The organism is Actinomadura graeca (genome assembly GCF_019175365.1).
Classification (GTDB): Bacteria; Actinomycetota; Actinomycetes; order Streptosporangiales; family Streptosporangiaceae; genus Spirillospora; species Spirillospora graeca.
The window spans coordinates 5451704-5472304 of record NZ_CP059572.1 but is presented as its reverse complement, the minus strand read 5'-3'; the positions used below and the strand labels follow the sequence as shown (position 1 = coordinate 5472304).

The following is a 20601-nucleotide window of genomic DNA, read 5'->3' as shown; positions in this document are numbered from 1 at the left end:
GCTCACCCCGCGATCCGGACGGACGTCGTGGCTCCCCAGATCGCCATGCCGAGCAGCAGGTCCGCCACGTTGATCACGACGATGCTGGTGCGGACGGCGCGGCCGACCGCGACGCCGACACCCGCCGGGCCGCCGCTCGCGTGGTAGCCGTAGTAGCAGTGGATCAGCATCACCAGCACCGAGAAGACGATCACCTTGCCGAACGACCAGAGGATGTCGTCCGGCGGCAGGAACAGATGGAAGTAGTGGTCGTAGGTGCCGGTGGACTGCCCGTAGAACACCGTCACGATCAGCCGGGTCGCGCCGTAGGAGGCGAGCAGGCCCACGATGTAGAGCGGCACGACCGCGATCATCCCGGCGATCATGCGGGTGGTGACGAGGAACGGCATCGAGGGGACCGCCATGACCTCCAGCGCGTCGATCTCGTCGGAGATCCGCATCGCGCCGAGCTGCGCGGTGAACCCGCAGCCGACCGTCGCCGACAGCGCCAGCGCCGACACCAGCGGCGCGATCTCGCGCGTGTTGAAGTAGGACGCGACGAACCCCGTGAACGCGGCCGTGCCGATCTGGTTCAGGGACTCATACCCCTGGAGGCCGACCTGGCTGCCGGTGAAGAACGTCATGAACCCGACGATCACCACCGAGCCGCCGATCACCGCGAGCCCGCCGGTGCCGAGGCTGACCTCGGCGAGCAGCCGCAGCACCTCGGTCCGGTAGCGGCGCAGCACCCGGAACACCCACGCGAACGCGCGCAGGTAGAACGACAGCTGGTGCCCGAAGTCGTCCAGCCGCTGGAGGGGGGCGGTGAAGACGCGCCTGCCCCCCATCACATGCCCTTCGACGGGACGAACTGGAAGTACAGCGTGGAGATCAGGAAGTTCTCCAGGAAGAGCAGCATGAAGGTGATGACGACGGTCTGGTTCACCGCGTCGCCCACGCCCTTGGGGCCGCCCTTGGCGTTCAGGCCCTTGTAGGCCGCGACGAGGCCGGCGGTGATGCCGAACACGAACGCCTTGAACTCGGCCTGGAGCAGGTCGGGCAGCTGCGCGATGGCGTTGAACGAGGCGAGGTAGGCGCCGGGCGTCCCGTCCTGGAGCATCACGTTGAAGAAGTAGCCGCCCATCAGGCCGACGACCGACACCAGCCCGTTGAGGAAGACCGCGACGAACGCGCACGCCAGCATCCGCGGCACCACCAGGCGGTGCAGCGGGTTGATGCCGAGGACCTCCATGGCGTCGATCTCCTCGCGGATCTTCCGCGAGCCGATGTCGGCGCACATGGCCGAGCCCGCGGCCCCGGCGACCAGCAGCGAGGTGACCAGCGGGCTCGCCTCGCGGACGATCGCCACCACCGCGGTCGCGCCGGTGTAGGACTGCGCGCCGAGCTGCCGGATCAGCCCGCCGACCTGCAACGACAGCACGCCGCCGAACGGGATCGCGACCAGCATCGTCGGGACGACGGTCACGCCGACGATGAACCACGCCTGCTCGATGAACTCGCGCCACTGGAACGGCCACCGGAACATCGCGCGGAACGTGTCCAGGCACAGCGCGAAGAACCGGCCCGGCTCCTTGATCGCGACGTTCACCGCGCCGTCCCCGATCCTGCGGAGCGCGCCGGAGGGGCCCGTCCCGCCGCCTCGCCCGTCCGCACCGGCACCCGGAGTGGACATCAGCGCCCTGCACCCGCCCCGGGCGGCGGCGCGCCGGGGCCCCGCGGGACGGTACCGCCGACGGGCGCCATGGACGCCACGTACCGCGGCCACTCCTGCACCCAGTCGCGGCCCAGGTCGTCGATGAACGAGCCGGGCGGCGGGGTGACGCCGTGCGCCGCGCACCAGGCGCCGGGGGCGTGCTGCCCCGCGCGGACCCTTCCGTCGCTGGTCATGAGCTGCGGTGGGATCGGGGGGAGCCTGCCGGGGTCGTGGCCCAGCTTGGCCTCGGCCTCCAGCTCCGAGAGGTCCTTCTCCTCCGACATGCCGATCGGGCCGACCGTGCGGGCGTTGAGGAACTGCCGGACGACCGGCTCCTCGCTGGACAGCAGCATCTCGCGCGGCCCGAACATCACCAGCTCGCGCAGGAACAGCAGGCCGATGTTGTCCGGAACGGTCCGGGCGGTGTTGATGTCGTGGGTGACGATCAGGAACGTCGCGCCGATCTCCGCGTTGAGATCGACCATCGTCTGGTTCAGCAGGGCCGTGCGGACGGGGTCCAGGCCGGAGTCCGGCTCGTCCACCAGCAGGATCTCGGGGTCCAGGACGAGGGCGCGGGCCAGTCCCGCGCGCTTCTTCATCCCACCGGAGATCTCACCGGGCAGCTTCTTCTCCGCGCCCACGAGCCCGACGAGTTCGAGCTTCTCCATGACGATCCGCTTGACCTCGGACTCGGACTTGCGGGTGTGCTCGCGCAGCGGGAACGCGACGTTGTCGAACAGGTTCATCGAGCCGAACAGGGCGCCGTCCTGGAACAGCACGCCGAACAGCTTGCGGGTCTCGTAGAGCTTGGACTCCGGCAGGTTCGGCAGGTCGCGGTCGCCGATCCAGATGTGACCGCGGTCCGGCCTGAGCAGTCCGACCAGGGACTTCAGGAACACCGACTTGCCGGTGCCGGAGGGGCCGAGAAGGACGGAGATCTCTCCCGCGGGCACGGTCAGCGACACGTCCTGCCAGATGGTCTGGCGTCCGAAGGACTTCGTCAGGCCCTCGACCCTGATCTCGACGCCCACTCGTCACCTTTCGTCCAGGCCGGGGGGACTCCCGAACCGATGGGCGAGTAGCCCAGGCTCTGTGCCGTCGCCGCACGCGTCGTCACACCACGTGTCCGCCCACTTGCTACCGCCGGGTAGCTGTGACGGGTTCCACTACCGTAGCGGCCCTTCGCCCGAATGGAAGAGGTTCGCCCCCAGATCAACGACGAAAGCCGACGTTGTAAGACAATCGTTACTTACGGGACTGCACGTCCGGGTGTGGTCACAGCGCCACCAGGGGACGCTACGCCGCGCGTCGAGATCCGCACAACCCGTTCCGGGGCACGCTTTTCCGCCGCACTTTGTCACTCCGGCACAGGAGGACGGGCAGTTCCGGGGGACGTGGGGGGTCGTCCCCCCACAGAGACCGGCACAGCTCCGGGAAGGCGAAGAGGCGGCCACCCCCCGATGGGGGCGGCCGCCTCTCCGAAGAGCGATGGAGTCCGCGTGGACGCGGGCGCTCCGGAGCCGTCCTACTTGACGGTGACCGACGCGCCGGCCTTCTCCAGGGCCTCCTTGGCCTTGTCGGCCGTCTCCTTGTTGACCTTCTCCAGCAGCGGCTTCGGCGCGCCGTCCACCAGGTCCTTGGCCTCCTTGAGGCCGAGGCTCGTCAGCGCGCGAACCTCCTTGATGACCTGGATCTTCTTGTCGCCGGCGCCCTCGAGGATGACGTCGAACTCGTCCTGGACGGCGGCCTCCTCGCCACCGCCGGCGCCGCCCGCCGCGGGGGCGGCGGCCACGGCCGCGACCGGGGCGGCGGCCTTGACGTCGAAGACCTCCTCGAACTCCTTCACGAACCCGGACAGTTCGAGAAGGGTCATCTCCTTGAACGCGTCGAGCAGCTCTTCGGTGCTGAGCTTCGCCATGATCTTTCCTCCGCTATGGCTTCGAATCTGGGGTGTCAGGGGAACCGCGGGTGCCTACTCGGCGGGTGCCTCGGCGGTGCCGGCCTCGGCGGCCGGCGCGTCGTCGGCCGGAGCCTCGGCGGCCGGCGCGTCGTCCGCCGGGGCCTCGGCGGTCTCGCCGGCGGCCTCGCGCTTGGCGCGCAGGGCCTCGGCCAGCTGCGCGGCCTGCGTCGGCAGGGCGTTGAACAGGGCGGCCGCGTTGGCCATGGAGCCCTTCATCGCCCCCGCCAGCTTCGCGAGGAGGACCTCGCGAGACTCGAGGTCCGCGAGCCTGGTGACCTCGGAGGCGTCCATCGGCTGGCCGTCGATGAAGCCGCCCTTGATCACCAGCAGCGGGTTGGCCTTGGCGAAGTCACGCAGGCCCTTGGCGGCCTCGACCACGTCGCCCTTGACGAACGCGATGGCCGACGGGCCTTCGAGCAGCTCGCTGAACCGCTCGTCGACACCGGCCTCGCCCGCGGCGCGCTTGGTCAGCGTGTTCTTCACCACGGCGAACCTCGCGTTCTCGCCGAGGTTGGTGCGCAGCTCCTTGAGCTGCGCCACCGTGAGCCCGCGGTATTCGGTCAGCACGGCGCCGCTGGAGCTTTCGAACTCGTTCTTGAGCTCGGCGATCGCCGCGGCCTTCTCGGCCTTGGCCATGGGGCCTCCTTCCGATTACCTGGGGAAGCCGCCGGGGCGGAAAGCTCCAGAAAAACAGGAACGCCCCGGCGCAGGCGCACGGGGCGTGACACGACACGGAGGTCATGCGGAAGCTCTCGTCTCACCTACGCGGGCCGCCCGAATCTCTTCGGGTCCTTCGGTCACCTCGCGGGAGGCGACGACCGGCGGTCTTCGGCAGGGAACAGCGTACGTGCTCGCCGCCGCCAATCCAAATCGGCGGCGGGCGAAGCGGAGGACCGCGCCGTCCGCGGCGCGGTCCTCCCGGCGTGTCCGCCGCCCGTCAGGTTCCGCTCGGCGGCTTCAGTGCACCGCCTAGGTTCGTCATCAGCGCGCCGAAGTCGGAGACCTGGTCGGCGGGCGGAGCGCTGATCTGCACCGGCTGCCCGAAGTCGTGGTAACTCATGGTGAGGTCCATGGTGCCCTCGGACGTCCGGCCCGACTTCATGGACATCTTCCGGGGGAGCTGCTGGTCGTCCACCCACAGGTCGAACGACATGGCGTCCGCGCCGAGCGTGGCCGAGTTCTTGCGGAGCTGCTCCCGCTGGTCGGCCGGGAGCTTGGCCAGGGCGTCCTCCAGCCGGTAGGTGCCGGTGTAGTGCGTCGTCTTCACGCCGTCCACCGTCTCCTTGCCGACCTCGCGGGCGTCCTTGGACGCGGTCAGCATCTTCGTGTTCTGCACCGGGTCCATCTGCCGGGACTGCTGGAGCAGCTGGTCGATGTTCATCCCCGACTTCTTGCCCAGCTCGTCCAGGGAGATCTTGAGCCAGGGCTTGGCGGTCGCGCCGCCGCCGAACTGCGACAGCGCGGGGATCTTCATGTACATGGTGCGGCCGACCAGCACCTGCTTCATGCCCGGCATGGACCGGCCGCCCACCGACATCTGGCCGAAGTCCATGCTGTAGGCGAGGTCGGGCTTCGTGCGGTACTGCATGGTGCCCGACATCGACACGTTGCCGACCTCGGCCCTGCCGCCGGTCATCCGCATCGACAGGTCGGCCTTGAACGAGTCGGTCCGGCCGGTCTTCTCGGCCGTCCTGCCGAGCACCTGCGCGGCGGTGAGCTTGATGTTCTCGCCGGCCTCGTCCACCTTGCCGCCGGCGTCCCCGAGGCAGCCGGTGAGGGAGAGGGCGAGGCCGGTGGCCACTGCCGTGCCCGCGGTGAAGCGACGGATCATTCTGGGAGTCTCCTTCGTCTGGTCTGAGTGCCCGAGCGCTCCGGCCGGACGTTCGATTGGACGCAGGGGAGACTAGCGGGGTTCGCTTTGTCCCGTGATGCCGGTCATCCAGAAGTGATCAGTTGCCGCCGAGGAACGATCCGAGCGAGAGCTGCCCCACCTGGTCCGACGGCGGCGGGTTCACGCCGAACGACTTGCCGTAGTCGCTGTAGAGGACCGTCACCGAGCCGCTCTCGCCCTGCGGGCCCGTCCCCTTGGAGACCAGCTTGCGGGGCAGGTTGTCGCCGTCCGTCCACAGATCGAAGTTGATCTTCGCGTTGGCGTCGTCCTTCGGCAGCCACCCGCGGACCTTCTCGCGCGCCTGCGCGTCGAGGCGGTTCAGCGCGTCCTGGACGGTCACCGTGCCGGTGTAGTGCGTCGTCTTCACGCCGTCGATCGTCTCGGTGCCGACCCTGCGGGCGTCCTTGGAGCCGGTGAACATCTTCGTCTGCCCGGCCGGGTCCACGTTCTGTACCTGCTTGACGAGGTCCTGGACGTCCAGCCCGGTGCCCTTCGCCGCCTGGTTCGCGTCGATCTTCACCCACGGCTTGCCGCCGCTGACGAACTGCGCGAGCTGCGGGACCTTCGCGTACAGGACGTTGTCGGTGTAGACCGCCTGCCCCTTCAGCCCCGGGATGGACTGCCCGCCGTGGCTGAACTCGTCCAGCTTGGCGCTGAACTTCAGCACCGGCCGCAGCCGGAACTGCCCGTTCGCGTGGATCTTGTCGCCGCCGGTGCCGGTCACGGTCAGGTCGGCCTTGAACGTGTCGGCCTGCCCCGTCTTCTGCGACGACTTCAGCAGCGCCTCGTTGGCGCTGAGCTTCATGTTCCCGTTCGCGCCGGTGCCCGATCCGTCCCCGTTGCACCCGGACAGCAGGAGCGCTGCGCCGACTGCGGCGCCACCGGCCGCTACCACGATTCGTCGGTTCATGGGGGTTGGAGCCTCCTTTGTCGCCCTGTTGATGTCCCCAGTCTCGCGGGGCGCTCCTGGCGCTACATCCCCCGGTGGTACGAATGGACGGCGCTTCGGTACGACCATCGGCGTACCCCTGCGACGGCCCGGAAACGTTCAAGTGGCCACCCGCGAGGTCGTGGGAACGGCGTCAGGGCGCCCCCGTGAACGGGGACGCCCTGACGTCTCGCGCTGCTGGTGCGCGCGGAATCTCGCGGCCTGGACCGGATCCTGGATCGGATCTCGTGGATCAGACCCTTCTGACTCAGGACTCGTCGAACTCCGCGGTGAGGTTGCGGACCGCGTTCGGGTCCACCGGGATGCTGGGGCCCATCGAGGTCGTCAGCGCGGCCTTCTTGACGTACCGGCCCTTCGCGGCGGACGGCTTGAGCCGCTGGATCTCCTCGACGGCGGCGGCGTAGTTCTCCACGAGCTGGCGCTCCTCGAAGGACGCCTTGCCGATGATGAAGTGCAGGTTCGCGTGCCGGTCGACCCGGAACTCGATCTTGCCGCCCTTGATGTCGGTCACGGCCTTCGCCACGTCCATCGTGACCGTGCCGGTCTTCGGGTTCGGCATGAGACCGCGCGGGCCGAGGACCCGGCCCAGCCGTCCGACCTTGCCCATCTGGTCCGGCGTCGCCACGACCGCGTCGAAGTCCAGGAAGCCGCCTTGGATCCGCTCGATCATGTCGTCCGAGCCGACCAGGTCGGCGCCGGCCTCGCGGGCCTCCTCGGCCTTGGCGCCGCCCGCGAACACCAGGACGCGGGCGGTCTTGCCCGTGCCGTGGGGCAGGTTGACGGTGCCGCGCACCATCTGGTCGGCCTTGCGGGGGTCGACGCCCAGCCGCAGCGCCACCTCGACGGTCGGGTCGAACTTGGTGACGGCGGTCTCCTTGGCCAGCTTCACGGCCTCGACGGGGCTGTACAGCCGCTCGCGGTCGATCTTCTCGGCCGCGGCGCGGTAACCCTTGCTGCGCTTCATTCCGTTCCTCCTCGGGAACTTGTGGTATGGGCCAGCGCCGGCCCTTCCACGGGTGAGCTGCTTACTTGACCTCGATGCCCATCGAGCGGGCGGTGCCGGCGACGATCTTCTCGGCGGCGTCGAGGTCCTTGGCGTTCAGGTCGGGCATTTTCGTCGTGGCGATCTCGCGGACCTGGTCGCGGGTGACCGAGCCGACCTTGGTCTTGTGCGGCTCGCCGCTGCCCTTCTCGACACCGGCGGCCTTCAGGATGAGCTGCGCGGCCGGCGGGGTCTTGGTGACGAAGCTGAACGACCGGTCCTCGTAGATGGTGATCTCTACGGGGATGACGTTGCCGCGCTGGGACTCCGTGGCAGCGTTGTACTGCTTGCAGAAGTCCATGATGTTGACACCGTGCGGGCCGAGCGCGGTGCCGACCGGCGGGGCCGGGGTCGCGGCGCCCGCCTGGAGCTGCACCTTGACGAGCGCGGCGACCTTCTTCTTCTTCGGAGGCATGAGGAACCCCTTCGTCCCGTTTGATGTCGATCCCGACTCCCGCTTCGCGGGCAACACGGCGGCGGGACTCGTCCGCCGTGTAGGGATCACTGGTGGACCCGGTCCGTCCCGCGGGCGCGGGACGGGGGGTCAGATCTTGGAGACCTGGTTGAACGACAGCTCGACCGGGGTCTCCCGGCCGAAGATCGAAACCAGCACCTTCAGCTTCTGCTGCTCGGCGTTGATCTCGTTGACGGTGGCCGGGAGGGTGGCGAACGGGCCGTCCATGACGGTGACGGACTCGCCGACCTCGAAGTCGACGGTGGCGGCGACCTTGGCCTGCTCCTTGGCCTTGACCACGCCCTCCTCCGGCTCGGGCGCCAGCAGGTTGGCGACCTCGTCGAGGCTCAGCGGGGACGGCTTGTTCAGCAGGCCGACGAAGCCGGTCACGCCCGGCGTGTTGCGGACCGCGGCCCACGATTCGTCCGTGAGCTCCATGCGGACGAGGATGTAGCCCGGCAGGACCTTCTCGTTGACCTTCTGCCGCTTGCCGCCCTTGATCTCGGTCACCTCGTGCTGGGGGACCTCGATCTGGAAGATGTACTCCTCCATGTTGAGCGTCTGGGTGCGGGTCTCGATGTTGGTCTTGACCCGGTTCTCGTACCCCGCGTAGGAGTGCACGACGTACCAGTCGCCCGGCTGGAGCCGGAGCTGCATCTTGAACTCGGCGTACGGGTCGACCGGCGGCTGCTCGGGGACGTCCTCGGCCTCTTCCGCCTCGTCGGCGTCCCCGGCCTCGGCATCTCCGGCCTCGGCTTCTGCGGCCTCGACGTCCTCGGACTCGATGTCCGCGGTCTCGGCGTCCGCGGTCTCGGCGTCCGCGGTCTCGGCGTCCGCGGCGTCGGCGCCGTCCTCCGCGGTGTCCTCGGCCGTGACGGCGCGGGCGAGGTCGGCGGCGCCCTCGGCGGCGTCCGCGGGCGGTTCGTCCTCGCCCTCGGTCTTCGTGTCCGCGGGCTCGGCCTCGCCGGCGGCGACGGCCGCCTCGGCCGTCTCGTCGGCGGGCGCGGCCGCCGGATCCGCCGCAGCAGCCGCAGCGGACTGGGCCTCTTCAACGGCCTCGTCGTAGGGCTGTGAGGGCTCGGACACGATGACTCTTTCTCTCGTACGGTCTGCGGTGTTGGACGTGCTCCGGGGCGGCGGTGGCCGCTCCGGCGGGCCGGGGCTCAGCCGAAGATCTGGTAGATGCCCTTCTGCAGCCCCCAGTCGACGCCGGACACGATCCCGACCATCACCAGCACGAACACCAGTGACACGGTCGTGTAGGTGACGAGCTCGCGGCGCGTGGGCCAGATGACCTTGCGCAGCTCGGCGACGACCTGGCGCACGAAGAGTGCGGGGCCGGTGCGCTTGCGCGTCGGCTTGCCCTTGCCTTCGTCCTTCTCCGCGGCCTCGCCGCGCGTCTCAGTCGCCATTGCGCCGTTCACCTCATAGGTCGTGTGCCAACCACTCTGTGGTTGTCGCGCGTGCCCGTGCCACGGGGTGCCACGGCGACCGCCGCGGCGCGGACGGCACGGTGCGAGCACCGCACCTCGCAGGGCAGGAGGGACTCGAACCCCCAACCGCCGGTTTTGGAGACCGGAGCTCTACCAATTGAGCCACTGCCCTTCGTTCCCCGGCTACGGGGAACGCCCGGCCACGGGACCAGGATCGTACCGCTCACCAGCTTACGGCCTGCCACGGACGTCCATGCGCGGACAGCCGCGTATCCCGGTGGGCGCTACTAGGACGGTGAGTCTACGTCTCGGAGGCCCCCGCGTCGAACCAGACCGCCGTAGATCATCGCGCGTCGGAAGGCGGCGCGCCGTCCGGCCGGGTCCGCTCCATGGCCTGGGGCATGGACCGGCGTCTGTAACGATAGGGATATGAGCATCGACCGTCCTCGCATCTCCCAGCGCATCGCCGCCATCTCCGAGTCCGCCACGCTGGCCGTCGACGCCAAGGCCAAGGCGCTGAAGGCGGCGGGCCGCCCGGTCATCGGGTTCGGCGCGGGCGAGCCCGACTTCCCGACGCCCGGCTACATCGTCGAGGCCGCGGTGACCGCCTGCCGCGTGCCGCGGTTCCACAAGTACACGCCCGCCGGGGGCCTGCCCGAGCTGCGCGCCGCCATCGCCGAGAAGACCGAGCGCGACTCCGGGTACACGGTGGAGGCGTCGCGGGTCCTGGTGACCAACGGCGGCAAGCAGGCGGTGTACGAGGCGTTCGCGACCCTGCTCGACCCGGGCGACGAGGTGATCGTCCCGACGCCGTACTGGACGACCTACCCCGAGTCGATCAAGCTGGCGGGCGGCGTGCCCGTCGACGTCGTCGCGGACGAGACGACCGGCTACAAGGTGGGCGTGGAGCAGCTGGAGGCCGCCCGCACCGACCGGACGAAGGTGCTGCTGTTCGTCTCGCCGTCCAACCCGACGGGCGCGGTGTACGGCCGGGACGAGATCGAGGCGATCGGCCGCTGGGCCGACGGGCACGGCCTCTGGGTGATCACGGACGAGATCTACGAGCACCTGGTCTACGGGGACGCCGGGTTCCACTCCCTGCCGGTCGTGGTGCCGGAGCTGGCCGACCGGACGATCGTCCTGAACGGCGTGGCCAAGACGTACGCGATGACCGGCTGGCGGGTGGGCTGGATGATCGGCCCGGCGGACGTGGTGAAGGCCGCGGCGAACCTCCAGTCGCACGCGACGTCCAACGTGGCGAACGTGTCGCAGGCGGCGGCGCTCGCGGCGGTGACCGGCGACCTGTCGGCGGTGGCGGAGATGCGCACGGCGTTCGACCGGCGCCGGCAGACGATGGTCCGGATGCTGAACGAGATCCCCGGCATCGTGTGCCCCGAGCCGCAGGGCGCGTTCTACGCCTACCCGTCGGTCAAGGGGCTGCTCGGCCGGGAGATCCGCGGCAAGCGCCCGCAGACGTCGGTGGAGCTGGCGTCGCTGATCCTGGAGGAGGCCGAGGTGGCGCTGGTGCCGGGCGAGGCGTTCGGCACGCCCGGCTACTTCCGCCTCTCGTACGCGCTGGGCGACGACGACCTCGTCGAGGGCGTGTCCCGCGTCGGCAAGCTGCTGGGCGAGGCGACCTGACCACCCGGGCGATCACCGTCCGGACGTCCGCCGTCCGCGCGCTCACCGTCCGTGCGATCACCGTCCGTACGTCCCGCACGATCACCGTTCCACGTGCCGCGGAAGCGGCGACCGGCCCCGGCGCACCCCAGTGCACCGGGGCCGGTCCGCGTCCGGACGAGCCTGGCACCCCGTCCGGTTCTGCTTCGGCGGGGGTGTCCCGCCGCGGCCCCTCTTCCGCCGCGGGACGCCCCCGCCGGAGCGGGGAGTCGCCTCGGGCGCCCTAAGGGCGGACACCCTCGGCGATACGCATCAGCCGGTCCTCGGCTCCCCCGCCGGCCCGGACGACCGCCCCGACGCCGGGCCGCGCCAGCCAGGCGATCTGCCGTCCCGAGCCGGGCCCGTCCCCGATGATGGCGGGCGTCCCCCGGACGGACGCGCGGCCGGGGACGCCGCGCACCGGCGGCAGGTCGCCGAGGCCGAACCCCGTCCCCCGCACGAGCGTGATCTCCACCCAGCCGCCGGTGCCGCGCCACTCGCAGACGGTCGTCCTGCGCTCGGCGCCGCCCTTCATCGCGCAGGGGGCGTGCGCCGTGAGGCCACCGGGCAGGTAGGTCACCCAGCCGGGCGGCTTCGGAAGGCCGGGGACACCGGGCTTGGACGGGTGCCCGCCGGGCGCTCCGGGCGGGGTGCCGCCCGCCGCGCCGTGCGACCTGCCCGCCCCGGGCCTCCCCGCCGGTGGGGAGACGGGGACCTCCGGGGCGGGCGGTGGCTCCGGCTGCCGGTACATGGAAACGCTGTTGGACGGCGCCGCGTTCTCGGGCGCCCCGGCGGGTGCGGCCCGGAACGTCTGGTAGGCGGGCACCAGGGCGATGGCGACGACGGACGCCCCGGCCGCGCCCATCGTGGTGCGGATCCGCGCCACCCGGCGCCGGTGGCGGCGCCGGACGTCGGCGGCGAGCGACGGCGGCGCGGCGGCCCCGGCCACCTGCTCCGCCATGGCCTTCCGCAGTTCACTCTCCAGGTCCATCGCTCAGCTCCCCAGTGGCGCCAGGCTCTTGTCGAGGCGTTCCCGGAGCCTGGCGAGCCCCCGGGATGCCTGGCTCTTGACCGTTCCGACGGAACAGCCGAGAGCCTGCGCGGTCTCCGCCTCCGAGAGGTCCTCCCAGAAGCGCAGGACGAGGACGGCGCGCTGACGCGGTCCCAGTTTGCGCAGTTCGTTCATGAGCGTCCCCCGTAGCTCCACGGCATGGTCGGACGAGGCCGCCGGGGTCTCGGGCAACCTCGCCATCTGGATCTCCCTGAGCACCTTCCACCGCCGGGACCGGCTGATCACGAGGTTGACCAGGATCCGGCGGACGTAGGGCTCGGGGTCGGTGTCGGCGTCCAGGCGGCCCCAGTGCCGGTACGCCTTCTCCAGCGCGGTCTGCAGCATGTCCTCGGCGTCCTGATGGGCGCCGCAGAGCAGCGACGCCGTGCGCAGCAGCGCGTTGCCGCGCGCCGTCACGAACTCCACGAACGACCTGTCGTCTCGACGGCCCACTGTGCTCCGTCCGGCTGAGATCGGATACGCCTTCCGGGGACGGGCGGCCCCCGCGCCGGAGCCGCCCGTCCGCGGTCCTACCGGGCCTGCCGAAGCGCGGCGGCCACGTCCTGGAGGCCACCGGCGAGGACGGGACTGCCGTTGACGAACAGGGAGTAGCCGCTCGGGTCGAACAGCAGGACGCCGTTGCCGCCGGGCCCCTGCCAGCCGGCCACCCCCGCCACGGTGACGGGCGCGCCGCCCCCGGGCAGGGCCAGCGCCTTGCGCAGCTCATTCTGCGACAGCCCGGCGGGGGTCTTCAGGCGTTCCACGGTGAGCCACTGGCCGGCCTTGCCGGTCCACTTCTGCGTGACGGCGCAGATGTGCTTCTTCTCCAGCGCCTTCGAGCCGCGGGTGGTGGAGACGTGGTGGAGGCCCCGGGTGAGGATGACGGCCTTCTCCGCCGGGCCGCCGATCGTGACGGCGGGCGGGAGCTTGGAGCAGTCGAGCGCGGGGACCGCGGGCAGGCCGGGCTTGGCGGGGACGGGCACGGACGGGGCCTTCGACGGCGCGCCCTTCGGGAGGTGCTTGATGTCCGGCAGGCAGGTGGGCAGCTTCGCGGGGACGCCCGGCTTGCCCGGGACGCCCGGCTTCGCGGGGACGTTGGGGACGTTCGGTGCGCCGGGCAGGTTCGGCTGCCCGCCCGGGAGCGACGGCGGCACCGCCGGGGTGTCCCCGTGGACGCCGGGCTTCGGCGCCTTGACCGTGGGCGCGCCCTTGGGCAGGTCCGGCTTCGCGGCGCCGCCGGGCAGCCCGCCCTCGGGCAGCTTCGCGCCCGGGACCCCGGAACCGGGCGTCTTCGGGAGCCCCGCGTCCGGGAGCCCGCCGTGGGGCGGCCTGATGTCGGGCAGCTTCGTCTTCGGCAGGCCGGGCTTGCCCGGCAGGGCGGGCTTCGCCGGGAGGCAGGTCGGGGCGGCGCTGGGCGCGACGTCCTTCAGGTGCCGGACGGCCGCGGTCTTGGAGTTCTCAGACTGGAGGCCCGCGTCCTGGTGGGAGCCGGTCATCGCCCACGTCGCGCCGCCGCCCACGGCCACGGTACCGACGGCGGACGCCGCGATCAGGGCGGCCTTCAGCGTGATCATCGTGTATCCCTCTCTGCCCGTATGTCTCTTGCGCCCCTCGTATACGCACGACCACGGAGAGGGGTTGCACGCGATTCCAAAGTTTTTCCGGGCATGCCCATGGACACCACGTCCGCCCTCCCAGGGGCATCACAGCCCCACTGCGCATAGGCATGGCCGTCGTGCGTATAGGCACATGGCCGCCCTGCGCCTAGACCCCGGGGCCGTCCTGCCCATGGGAACCATGGTCGTCGTGTGCCATGGCGGGTAGTCCGGTCAGGTGATCCTGGTGGGGCGGGAGTCCAGGGGAGAGCATGATCCGGCAACATACGTCCATGGAGGCCCGTACCGTGTCACCCCGCCCGGCCCAGGAACCTTCCGCGCCGGTCCGCCAGAACGGCGCCCGCGCGTCGTCCCGCACCACCCGCCCGGACGTGGCCCTGCTCCCCAAGGCGCACCTGCACCTGCACTTCACCGGATCGATGCGGCATTCGACGCTCGTCGAACTGGCCGCGCAGCACGGCGTGCACCTGCCGGACGCCCTTGTGGAGGACTGGCCGCCCCGGCTCCACGCGACCGACGAGCGGGGGTGGTTCCGGTTCCAGCGGCTGTACGACATCGCCCGGTCCGTCCTGCGGGAACCGGACGACCTGCGGCGGCTGCTGCGCGAGACCGCCGAGGACGAGGCGGCCGAGGGATCGGGCTGGCTGGAGATCCAGGTGGACCCCGGCGGGTACGCCGCGCGGTTCGGCGGGCTCACCCCGACCGTGGAGCTGATCCTGGACGCGGCGCGCCAGGCGTCGGAGGCGACCGGCGTCGGCATCGGGCTGATCGTCGCGGCGAACCGGACGCGGCACCCGCTGGACGCCAAGACGCTCGCGCGGCTGGCCGTCCGGTACGCCGGCCAGGGCGTGGTGGGGTTCGGGCTGTCGAACGACGAGCGGCGCGGACGGGCCTACGACTTCGAGGGCGCGTTCCGGATCGCCAGGCGCGGCGGGCTCCTGTCGGACCCGCACGGCGGTGAGCTGCTCGGCCCGGCGAGCGTCCGGGAGTGCCTGGAGGCCCTCGGCGCCGATCGCATCGGCCACGGCGTCCGCGCGGTGGAGGATCCCCGCCTCATCGAGATGATCGTGGACCGCGGCGTGACGCTGGAGGTCTGCCCCACCTCCAACGTGGGCCTCGGGGTGGCGGCGACGGCCGCGGACGTCCCGGTCCGCCGCCTGTACGAGGCGGGCGCGTCCATCGCGCTCGGCGCCGACGACCCGCTGCTGTTCGGGTCGCGGCTGGCCCGCCAGTACGACCTCGTCCGCACCGAGCACGGCTTCGGCGACGCCGAGCTCGCCGACCTCGCCCGCCAGTCGATCCGCGCGTCCGCCGCCCCCGGCGACGTCCGCGCCCGGCTCCTGTCCGGCGTCGACGCCTGGGTCGGCACGTAGCGCCGCGCCGACGGCGGCCAGGCGGCCAGGCGGTCAGGCGGTCAGGCGTGAGGCGGTCAGGACGGCCCGGCTGTGAGGCGGTCAGGCGGTGATGCCCTCGATGAGGAGCAGGACGCCGAAGATCGCGAAACCGGCCGCCGCGCCGTAGGTGATGACCCGTTCGGGGAGCCGCTTGCCGAGCATCTGCCCGGCGATGATGGCGAGGCCGTCCGCGGCGACCATCCCGATGGTCGAGCCCGCCCAGACACCGGTCAGCGCGGCGAGACCACCGTGGTCGGCGGCCAGCGTGACGGTCGCGAGCATCGTCTTGTCGCCCAGCTCGGCCAGGAAGAACGCCACCCCGACCGCCAAAATCGCCGAACCCGTGGCGCGCCTGGCCTTGTCGCGGTCCTTCTCGTCTAGCTCGTCCCCGCGCAGCGTCCACAGCGCGAACCCGAGGAACGCCAGCCCGGCGAGGATCGAGATCGGACCGGTGGGGATGGCGGCGCCGAGCGCGGCGCCGAGGCCGACGCTCGCCAGGTGGACGAGCGCCGTCGCCGCCGTGATCCCGATCAGGACGGGCAGGGCGCGGAAGCGGGTCGCGAAGGTCATGGCCATGAGCTGGCTCTTGTCGCCGAGCTCGGCCACGAAGATCACGGCCAGGCTGATGATGAAGGCGTACACGGGTCCCTCTCGCTCGGAGGCCGGGCGAAGGGCGGGAGCGCCGGATACGGGCACACGACCTCGGCCCGGCACGACTGCCGGGCCGAAGGTCTCGTCCGCCTCGAAGACCGGGCGCCGCCCTGGCCCGAGGCCCGCGCGACCGGGCGCCTCACGCGGCGCCAGCGTGTCGATCACGCGATTGGGACTACTCCCCCTCGACGACGCCCACACTACCAACCGGGCGCGAATGCGCCGTTCAGAGGGCGACGCCGATGAGGACCGGCTCGTTCACCAGCTCGACCCCGAACGCCTCGCGCACCCCGGCGCGGACCTCGCGGGCGAGGGCGAGCAGGTCGGCCGTCCTCGCACCGCCCGGGTTGGTGAGCGCCAGGGTGTGCTTGGTCGAGATCCGCGCCGGGCCCAGCGCGTGGCCCTTGGCGAAGCCGGCGCGGTCGATCAGCCAGGCGGCGGACGTCTTGACCCGCCCGCCGGACTCGGGGTAGCGGGGGAACGCCGCGTCCGGCCCGAGCCGCTCGGCGACGCGGCGTTCCAGCTCGGCGACCTGGTCGCCGTCCAGGATCGGGTTGGTGAAGAACGACCCGGCGCTGCGGGTGTCGGGGTCGGCGGCGTCCAGGACCATGCCCTTCCCGCGGCGCAGCTCCAGGACGGCGTCGCGCGCCTCCTTGAGCGTGACCCGCTCCCCCGGCCGCACCCCCAGCCGCTTCGCGAGCTCGGCGTAGGCGATGGGCTGCGACTCCTCGGCCTCGCGCAGCGCGTACGTCACGTCCAGGACGAGATACCGATCATCGCCCTTGAAGACACTGTGCCGGTACGTGAAACGGCACGCGTCGCGGTCGAGGGTGACGCACGCGCGGTCCCGCCGGTCGTAGGCGCGGACTTCGACGATCGTCTCGCTGACGTCCTGCCCGTAGGCCCCGACGTTCTGGATCGGGGTGGCGCCGACGCGGCCGGGGATCCCGGACAGGCACTCGATCCCCGCGAGACCGTCGGACACGCAGCGGGCTACGAACGAATCCCAGTCCTCCCCCGCCTGGACGCGGACGCGGACCGTGTCGCCCTCCCCCCCCATCCGGTCGGTACCGCGGGTCCCGATATGGACCACGGTGCCGGGGAAACCGTCGTCGGACACCACGAGGTTGCTGCCGCCGCCGAGCACCAGCACCGGCTCGCCCTCGTCGTCGGCGGCGCGGACCGCGGCGACCAGCTCCGCCTCCGTCGTCGCCTCGACGAACCGGCGGGCGGGACCGCCCAGCCGCAGCGTGGTGTACCCGGCCAGGTTCACCTCTTCAGCGAACACCGCCACGTCGCCTTCCCCTCCCGCTACCTCGGCCACCTCGCGCCCGCACAGGCCGCCGGTCTCCGGGACCTCTAGCCTCCGGGCCCCACGGCTGCCGGGCCTCCGCTCTCAGGCGAGCCGGACGACGGCCTTCGCGCGCGTGAGGACCTTCTGCCCTTCCGACCTGGCGGTGAGCGCCACGACGACCGTGTTGTCGTCCAGCTTCCGCTCCACCTTGCCGCTGATCACCAGTGTCGCGCCGTCCGCGTCGGACACCACGACCGGCGAGGAGAACCGTACCCCGTAGTCGACGACGGCGCCCGGGTCGCCTGCCCAGTCGGTGACGAACCGCCCGCCCTGCGCCATCGTGTACATGCCGTGCGCGATGACGTCCGGCAGCCCGACCGCCTTGGCGAAGCTCTCACGCCAGTGGATCGGGTTGAAGTCGCCGGACGCGCCCGCGTACATGACGAGGTTCAGCCGGTCGATCGGGAACCTGCGCTCGGGGATCTCGGTGCCGACCTCGACGTCGGCGTACTTCACCTTGGCGGTCATCAGGCGCCCCGCTCCACGATCGCGTTGTAGGACGTGCAGACGAGCTCGCCCTCGACCGTCCGCACGGCGGTCTCGATGGACATCTTCTCGTTGCCGCCGATCGACCTGATCTCGGTGATCGTCGTCTCGCAGGTCACCACGTCCCCGGCGCGCAGGGGACGGGTGTACTCGAACCGCTGCTCGCCGTGCACGACCATCGCGAAGTTCAGCCCGAGCTCCGGATCGGCCAGCGCGTCGTTCCCGAACGACACCACGATCGGGAAGGTGGGGGGCGCGATCACGTCGGGGTACCCGGCCGCCTTGGCCGCCTCCTGGTCGCGGTAGAGGGGGTTCGGGTCGCCGATCGCGTCCACGAACTCCCGGATCTTCACCCGGCTGATCTCGTACGGCGCGGTGGGCGGGAAGCTCCGCCCGATGAAGTCACGGTTGAGTGCCATGCGTTTCCGTCCCTCCAGGTCGTCCGGGGCCCTGGGCGCCCGCGCCGGGGCACGTTCCCCCGCTCTCGGACGGACCGTAACAGCACGACGTACAGCCCGTCCTCGCGGGTCTCACTGGCGAGGACGGGCTGGTTCACGTCTGGGCAAGCGTGCGAAGAAGTCGCCCGCAGGGACCCCTCCCGGGGCCGCTCCGACTAGCGGATCGCGACTAGCAGGTCTCGACCAGCGAACCTGGGCTAGCGGACCCTGGCTGCGGACCCTGACTAGCGGGTCTCGCGGTGGGGGCGGTGGGTCCTGCAGTTGGGGCAGTACTTCTTGATCTCAAGGCGGTCCGGGTCGTTGCGCCGGTTCTTCCGCGTGATGTAGTTGCGGTGCTTGCACTCCTGGCAGGCCAGCGTGATCTTCGGCCGGACGTCGGTGGCAGCCACGATGGAGTGCCTTTCTGGGCTAGGGACATGGACTACGTACGTCGGCCGCCCGGAGAGGGCGGCAGGCGATTCGACCCAGCCTTCTCACCCCCGGGGACGGAGGTGAGAGACATGGGTAGTAGCGAGGGCCGGACTTGAACCGGCGACACAGCGATTATGAGCCGCTTGCTCTGCCTGACTGAGCTACCCCGCCGTGATGGTCGGTGTGGACCGGATTGCAAGGATACCGGATGCTCACCGAGCCCAGGAAACGACGAGACCCCGTGCCGTGATCGGGGAATCGGTTTCGCGGGCTTCCGGAAGCGCCTCCAGGTTACCGGGTGGGGCCGACGACCTGCGAAACGTCCTGCTGGAACCGGTGGGACGCTACCACAGGGCCCCGTATGGAGCGAATCAGGCACCGGCGGCCGGACGGGCGCGTCGCGGGCAGAACCCGGCGGCGGTGGATGGCAGGCGGGATGGCAGGCGGCCCCGGGCGGCGTCGCCGACGTGGTCGAGGTCACCCCGCTCCCACCAGGGCAAGGACGCCGAACCACCCTGAATCCTCAGACCCGGGACGGGCCCGCGCGGGACGAGGCGGACCGGGGCGGGGCAGGGGCGTCGGCCGTCCATCCCCGACGCAATTTTGATCAGTACGCCTTCCCGGACGCCCGGCACAGTTCCTTGGTCATAAAGTGACCGCATCGCGGCAGATCCGGGACGGCACTGGCCAATGAACCGGCGAGCGGCGTTGAATGGCGACCGGCGCGGAAATCACGCGAAGCCGGAATGAAGATCAGGCAATGTGCGTTTCGATATCGGCGAGAGGTCTCCCTATGGCCGTTTCCTGTCATCGGCGGGTGTAGGCGTTATGGGCGGGCGAAAGAACGCTCGAACGCCTGGGTCTATCTCGACCACGCCGGTTGGCGGAAACTCGATGACACCAATGACGACGCCTGCACCGATCTCCTCGTCCTCGCCGCGCAGGCCAAGGCCGAGGGTGCGGCCGTGCGCGTCCGCGAGGACCTGCGCGGCGGAAGCTGGTTCGTCACGGAGATCTACGACCTGCGCCCCTCGGCGCCGCCCCCGGTCCAGGAGATCTCGTTCGGCGTCACCGAATGCGTCTCGGCTGGACGGCGGCGTTCCGGCAGCAGGGCACGCATATCTCCGCCCGCATCGAACTCGTCCCCGAGGCCGACGTGACGGCGGAACTGCTGGGCGAGGTCAAGTGCCGCTGGAAGAGGGGATCGAGGAGAAGTGGAGTTGGCGGTTCGCGTGCTGCCGGTCCGCCGACTGCGTGATGCCCTGCGCGTTGACGTTCGAGGTGGAATGGGTGGAGGAGGGCCAGCACCTCAGCGTGCGCGTGAAGAAGGGATCGGGCCGCAGCAACCTGGGACTGTGGTTCACCGACGCCTCGGGTGACGTCGCGTCCCACGAATTCGGCATCTGCTCGGCCATCCCGACGAATACCGGGACGCCGTCTGCCCGGACCGGAGCCCGGTCGGGACCGGAACCGTCATGGACGACAACACCGAGGCCCTCCAGCGCCTGTGCGAGCCCTTCTGCGCCCGCCTGTCGCAGGCCACCACACCCGTCTGAGGAGGGACATGGCCGCAGGAGGCAAGGACCGGCCCGTGCCGCCGGGACCGGACGACGCCGTCAGGACGGCCCTGGTCCGCGCGGCGGAAGGCCAGGTCGACGAGGAGCTGACCATCACCCTCCGCATCGCCGGGGGCCTTCCGTCGCAGGCGTACCGGTTCGACTTCCGGATCGGCGGCGACCTGCGGGCGCGGGCGGCCGTCCAGGAGACACCGCCGCGGCCCGAGCACGAGCGGGCGGCGGAGGCCATCTACGAACTGGCGGGACGGCTGATGGACGCGCCGCCGCCGCGGCCGTGACGAGAAGGGAGCCGCCACAACGGCATGACGCGGAGCCCGCCGTGCGGCGGATGCGTGAGGCGCGTCCCGGCGGGGAGATCGGCCGCCTGGTCAGCGAGAAGGCCGCGCCCGCCGACATCGGCGCCAACGAGATCGGAGCCCAGCGGACGGGCGGGACCGCCGACGGCTTCCGTCCGCGACCGTTTCACCACGAGCGCCGTGCCGGACGAACCCGCAGACGGCCCGGAGGACTTCAAGGCCCGCC

General features: G+C 71.1%; 24 protein-coding genes and 2 tRNA genes. 4 read left to right on the top strand and 22 right to left on the bottom strand.

The window, feature by feature from the left end:
- Positions 1–2: 2 nt before the first annotated feature.
- The 12 genes from AGRA3207_RS24370 to AGRA3207_RS24315 all read right to left on the bottom strand — a co-directional run bounded on the left by AGRA3207_RS24370 (position 3) and on the right by AGRA3207_RS24315 (position 9594).
- Positions 3–827 carry an MlaE family ABC transporter permease gene (locus AGRA3207_RS24370; protein ID WP_231329346.1) on the bottom strand — a complete coding sequence of 275 codons (825 nt, stop codon included), beginning with the start codon at positions 825–827 and terminating at the stop codon, positions 3–5.
- The gene (locus tag AGRA3207_RS24365) at positions 827–1672 is read right to left on the bottom strand and encodes an MlaE family ABC transporter permease (protein ID WP_273699892.1); all 846 of its coding nucleotides are present in this window, start codon (positions 1670–1672) and stop codon (positions 827–829) included. The genes AGRA3207_RS24370 and AGRA3207_RS24365 overlap by 1 nt, the downstream gene beginning before the upstream one ends.
- On the bottom strand, positions 1672–2724 hold the full coding sequence (locus AGRA3207_RS24360; RefSeq protein WP_231329345.1) for an ABC transporter ATP-binding protein: 1053 nt from the start codon (positions 2722–2724) through the stop codon (positions 1672–1674). Before AGRA3207_RS24360 ends, AGRA3207_RS24365 begins: the two co-directional genes overlap by 1 nt.
- A 494-nt stretch (positions 2725–3218) precedes the next feature.
- A complete protein-coding gene (rplL, locus tag AGRA3207_RS24355) occupies positions 3219–3611 on the bottom strand; it encodes a 50S ribosomal protein L7/L12 (protein WP_231329344.1) in 393 nt (130 codons plus the stop codon).
- A 54-nt stretch (positions 3612–3665) separates the two neighbouring features.
- Positions 3666–4289 carry a 50S ribosomal protein L10 gene (gene rplJ / locus AGRA3207_RS24350; RefSeq protein WP_231329343.1) on the bottom strand — a complete coding sequence of 208 codons (624 nt, stop codon included), beginning with the start codon at positions 4287–4289 and terminating at the stop codon, positions 3666–3668.
- Between the two features lie 301 nt (positions 4290–4590).
- Entirely contained in the window at positions 4591–5484 is an 894-nt protein-coding gene (locus tag AGRA3207_RS24345; RefSeq protein WP_231329342.1) for an SCO4651 family lipoprotein, read from the bottom strand.
- Positions 5485–5602: 118 nt separating this feature from the next.
- A complete protein-coding gene (locus tag AGRA3207_RS24340) occupies positions 5603–6454 on the bottom strand; it encodes an SCO4651 family lipoprotein (protein WP_231329341.1) in 852 nt (283 codons plus the stop codon).
- A 286-nt stretch (positions 6455–6740) separates the two neighbouring features.
- On the bottom strand, positions 6741–7457 hold the full coding sequence (rplA, locus tag AGRA3207_RS24335) for a 50S ribosomal protein L1 (protein WP_231329340.1): 717 nt from the start codon (positions 7455–7457) through the stop codon (positions 6741–6743).
- Positions 7458–7518: 61 nt separating this feature from the next.
- Positions 7519–7950, bottom strand: a complete 432-nt coding sequence (gene rplK, locus AGRA3207_RS24330) for a 50S ribosomal protein L11 (RefSeq protein ID WP_231329339.1) — start codon at positions 7948–7950, stop codon at positions 7519–7521.
- Between the two features lie 129 nt (positions 7951–8079).
- Positions 8080–9075, bottom strand: coding sequence for a transcription termination/antitermination protein NusG (nusG, locus tag AGRA3207_RS24325; protein ID WP_338028217.1), 996 nt, complete (start codon positions 9073–9075; stop codon positions 8080–8082).
- A gap of 77 nt (positions 9076–9152) precedes the next feature.
- The gene (secE, locus tag AGRA3207_RS24320) at positions 9153–9401 is read right to left on the bottom strand and encodes a preprotein translocase subunit SecE (RefSeq protein WP_231329338.1); all 249 of its coding nucleotides are present in this window, start codon (positions 9399–9401) and stop codon (positions 9153–9155) included.
- A gap of 120 nt (positions 9402–9521) precedes the next feature.
- Positions 9522–9594, bottom strand: a tRNA-Trp gene (locus AGRA3207_RS24315).
- Between the two features lie 257 nt (positions 9595–9851).
- Between AGRA3207_RS24315 and AGRA3207_RS24310 the strand changes: the two genes are divergently transcribed.
- A complete protein-coding gene (locus AGRA3207_RS24310) occupies positions 9852–11063 on the top strand; it encodes a pyridoxal phosphate-dependent aminotransferase (RefSeq protein ID WP_231329337.1) in 1212 nt (403 codons plus the stop codon).
- A 262-nt stretch (positions 11064–11325) separates the two neighbouring features.
- Here AGRA3207_RS24310 and AGRA3207_RS24305 read toward each other — a convergent pair whose 3' ends face one another.
- The 3 genes from AGRA3207_RS24305 to AGRA3207_RS24295 all read right to left on the bottom strand — a co-directional run bounded on the left by AGRA3207_RS24305 (position 11326) and on the right by AGRA3207_RS24295 (position 13706).
- A complete protein-coding gene (locus tag AGRA3207_RS24305) occupies positions 11326–12072 on the bottom strand; it encodes a hypothetical protein (RefSeq protein WP_231329336.1) in 747 nt (248 codons plus the stop codon).
- Between the two features lie 3 nt (positions 12073–12075).
- Entirely contained in the window at positions 12076–12585 is a 510-nt protein-coding gene (locus AGRA3207_RS24300) for a SigE family RNA polymerase sigma factor (protein WP_231329335.1), read from the bottom strand.
- A 77-nt stretch (positions 12586–12662) separates the two neighbouring features.
- Positions 12663–13706, bottom strand: coding sequence for a hypothetical protein (locus AGRA3207_RS24295; protein ID WP_231329334.1), 1044 nt, complete (start codon positions 13704–13706; stop codon positions 12663–12665).
- A 461-nt stretch (positions 13707–14167) separates the two neighbouring features.
- Between AGRA3207_RS24295 and AGRA3207_RS24290 the strand changes: the two genes are divergently transcribed.
- Positions 14168–15121, top strand: a complete 954-nt coding sequence (locus AGRA3207_RS24290; protein ID WP_231336372.1) for an adenosine deaminase — start codon at positions 14168–14170, stop codon at positions 15119–15121.
- A gap of 81 nt (positions 15122–15202) precedes the next feature.
- Here the strand turns inward: AGRA3207_RS24290 and AGRA3207_RS24285 are convergent, their stop codons facing one another.
- From AGRA3207_RS24285 to AGRA3207_RS24260, 6 genes are all read right to left on the bottom strand, one after another.
- Positions 15203–15784 (bottom strand): TMEM165/GDT1 family protein, encoded by a 582-nt coding sequence (locus AGRA3207_RS24285; RefSeq protein ID WP_231329333.1) that lies wholly within the window; start codon positions 15782–15784, stop codon positions 15203–15205.
- Between the two features lie 235 nt (positions 15785–16019).
- The gene (locus AGRA3207_RS24280) at positions 16020–17087 is read right to left on the bottom strand and encodes a UDP-N-acetylmuramate dehydrogenase (protein WP_231329332.1); all 1068 of its coding nucleotides are present in this window, start codon (positions 17085–17087) and stop codon (positions 16020–16022) included.
- 102 nt (positions 17088–17189) lie between these two features.
- Complete coding sequence (locus AGRA3207_RS24275; protein WP_231329331.1) at positions 17190–17615, bottom strand: MaoC family dehydratase; 426 nt, start codon at positions 17613–17615, stop codon at positions 17190–17192.
- On the bottom strand, positions 17615–18052 hold the full coding sequence (locus AGRA3207_RS24270) for a MaoC family dehydratase N-terminal domain-containing protein (protein ID WP_231329330.1): 438 nt from the start codon (positions 18050–18052) through the stop codon (positions 17615–17617). The genes AGRA3207_RS24275 and AGRA3207_RS24270 overlap by 1 nt, the downstream gene beginning before the upstream one ends.
- A gap of 263 nt (positions 18053–18315) precedes the next feature.
- Positions 18316–18480, bottom strand: coding sequence for a 50S ribosomal protein L33 (gene rpmG, locus AGRA3207_RS24265; RefSeq protein ID WP_026404241.1), 165 nt, complete (start codon positions 18478–18480; stop codon positions 18316–18318).
- A gap of 119 nt (positions 18481–18599) precedes the next feature.
- Positions 18600–18673 (bottom strand) — tRNA-Met (locus AGRA3207_RS24260).
- A gap of 575 nt (positions 18674–19248) precedes the next feature.
- Between AGRA3207_RS24260 and AGRA3207_RS24255 the strand changes: the two genes are divergently transcribed.
- Positions 19249–19662, top strand: coding sequence for a hypothetical protein (locus tag AGRA3207_RS24255; RefSeq protein WP_231329329.1), 414 nt, complete (start codon positions 19249–19251; stop codon positions 19660–19662).
- 21 nt (positions 19663–19683) lie between these two features.
- On the opposite strand, the gene AGRA3207_RS24250 is transcribed toward AGRA3207_RS24255, so the two are convergent.
- On the bottom strand, positions 19684–19917 hold the full coding sequence (locus AGRA3207_RS24250; RefSeq protein ID WP_231329328.1) for a hypothetical protein: 234 nt from the start codon (positions 19915–19917) through the stop codon (positions 19684–19686).
- Between the two features lie 149 nt (positions 19918–20066).
- Between AGRA3207_RS24250 and AGRA3207_RS24245 the strand changes: the two genes are divergently transcribed.
- Complete coding sequence (locus AGRA3207_RS24245) at positions 20067–20357, top strand: hypothetical protein (protein WP_231329327.1); 291 nt, start codon at positions 20067–20069, stop codon at positions 20355–20357.
- Positions 20358–20601 lie beyond the last annotated feature (244 nt).

Coding starts and splice junctions, on each gene's coding strand:
- AGRA3207_RS24370 (WP_231329346.1), bottom strand. CDS start 827: ATGGGGGGCAGGCGCGTCTTCACCGCCCCCCTCCAGCGGCTGGACGAC.
- AGRA3207_RS24365 (WP_273699892.1), bottom strand. CDS start 1,672: ATGTCCACTCCGGGTGCCGGTGCGGACGGGCGAGGCGGCGGGACGGGC.
- rplL (WP_231329344.1), bottom strand. CDS start 3,611: ATGGCGAAGCTCAGCACCGAAGAGCTGCTCGACGCGTTCAAGGAGATG.
- rplJ (WP_231329343.1), bottom strand. CDS start 4,289: ATGGCCAAGGCCGAGAAGGCCGCGGCGATCGCCGAGCTCAAGAACGAG.
- AGRA3207_RS24345 (WP_231329342.1), bottom strand. CDS start 5,484: ATGATCCGTCGCTTCACCGCGGGCACGGCAGTGGCCACCGGCCTCGCC.
- AGRA3207_RS24340 (WP_231329341.1), bottom strand. CDS start 6,454: ATGAACCGACGAATCGTGGTAGCGGCCGGTGGCGCCGCAGTCGGCGCA.
- rplA (WP_231329340.1), bottom strand. CDS start 7,457: ATGAAGCGCAGCAAGGGTTACCGCGCCGCGGCCGAGAAGATCGACCGC.
- rplK (WP_231329339.1), bottom strand. CDS start 7,950: ATGCCTCCGAAGAAGAAGAAGGTCGCCGCGCTCGTCAAGGTGCAGCTC.
- secE (WP_231329338.1), bottom strand. CDS start 9,401: ATGGCGACTGAGACGCGCGGCGAGGCCGCGGAGAAGGACGAAGGCAAG.
- AGRA3207_RS24310 (WP_231329337.1), top strand. CDS start 9,852: ATGAGCATCGACCGTCCTCGCATCTCCCAGCGCATCGCCGCCATCTCC.
- AGRA3207_RS24305 (WP_231329336.1), bottom strand. CDS start 12,072: ATGGACCTGGAGAGTGAACTGCGGAAGGCCATGGCGGAGCAGGTGGCC.
- AGRA3207_RS24295 (WP_231329334.1), bottom strand. CDS start 13,706: ATGATCACGCTGAAGGCCGCCCTGATCGCGGCGTCCGCCGTCGGTACC.
- AGRA3207_RS24290 (WP_231336372.1), top strand. CDS start 14,168: ATGCGGCATTCGACGCTCGTCGAACTGGCCGCGCAGCACGGCGTGCAC.
- AGRA3207_RS24275 (WP_231329331.1), bottom strand. CDS start 17,615: ATGACCGCCAAGGTGAAGTACGCCGACGTCGAGGTCGGCACCGAGATC.
- AGRA3207_RS24270 (WP_231329330.1), bottom strand. CDS start 18,052: ATGGCACTCAACCGTGACTTCATCGGGCGGAGCTTCCCGCCCACCGCG.
- AGRA3207_RS24255 (WP_231329329.1), top strand. CDS start 19,249: ATGAAGATCAGGCAATGTGCGTTTCGATATCGGCGAGAGGTCTCCCTA.
- AGRA3207_RS24250 (WP_231329328.1), bottom strand. CDS start 19,917: ATGGCCGAGCAGATGCCGAATTCGTGGGACGCGACGTCACCCGAGGCG.
- AGRA3207_RS24245 (WP_231329327.1), top strand. CDS start 20,067: ATGGCCGCAGGAGGCAAGGACCGGCCCGTGCCGCCGGGACCGGACGAC.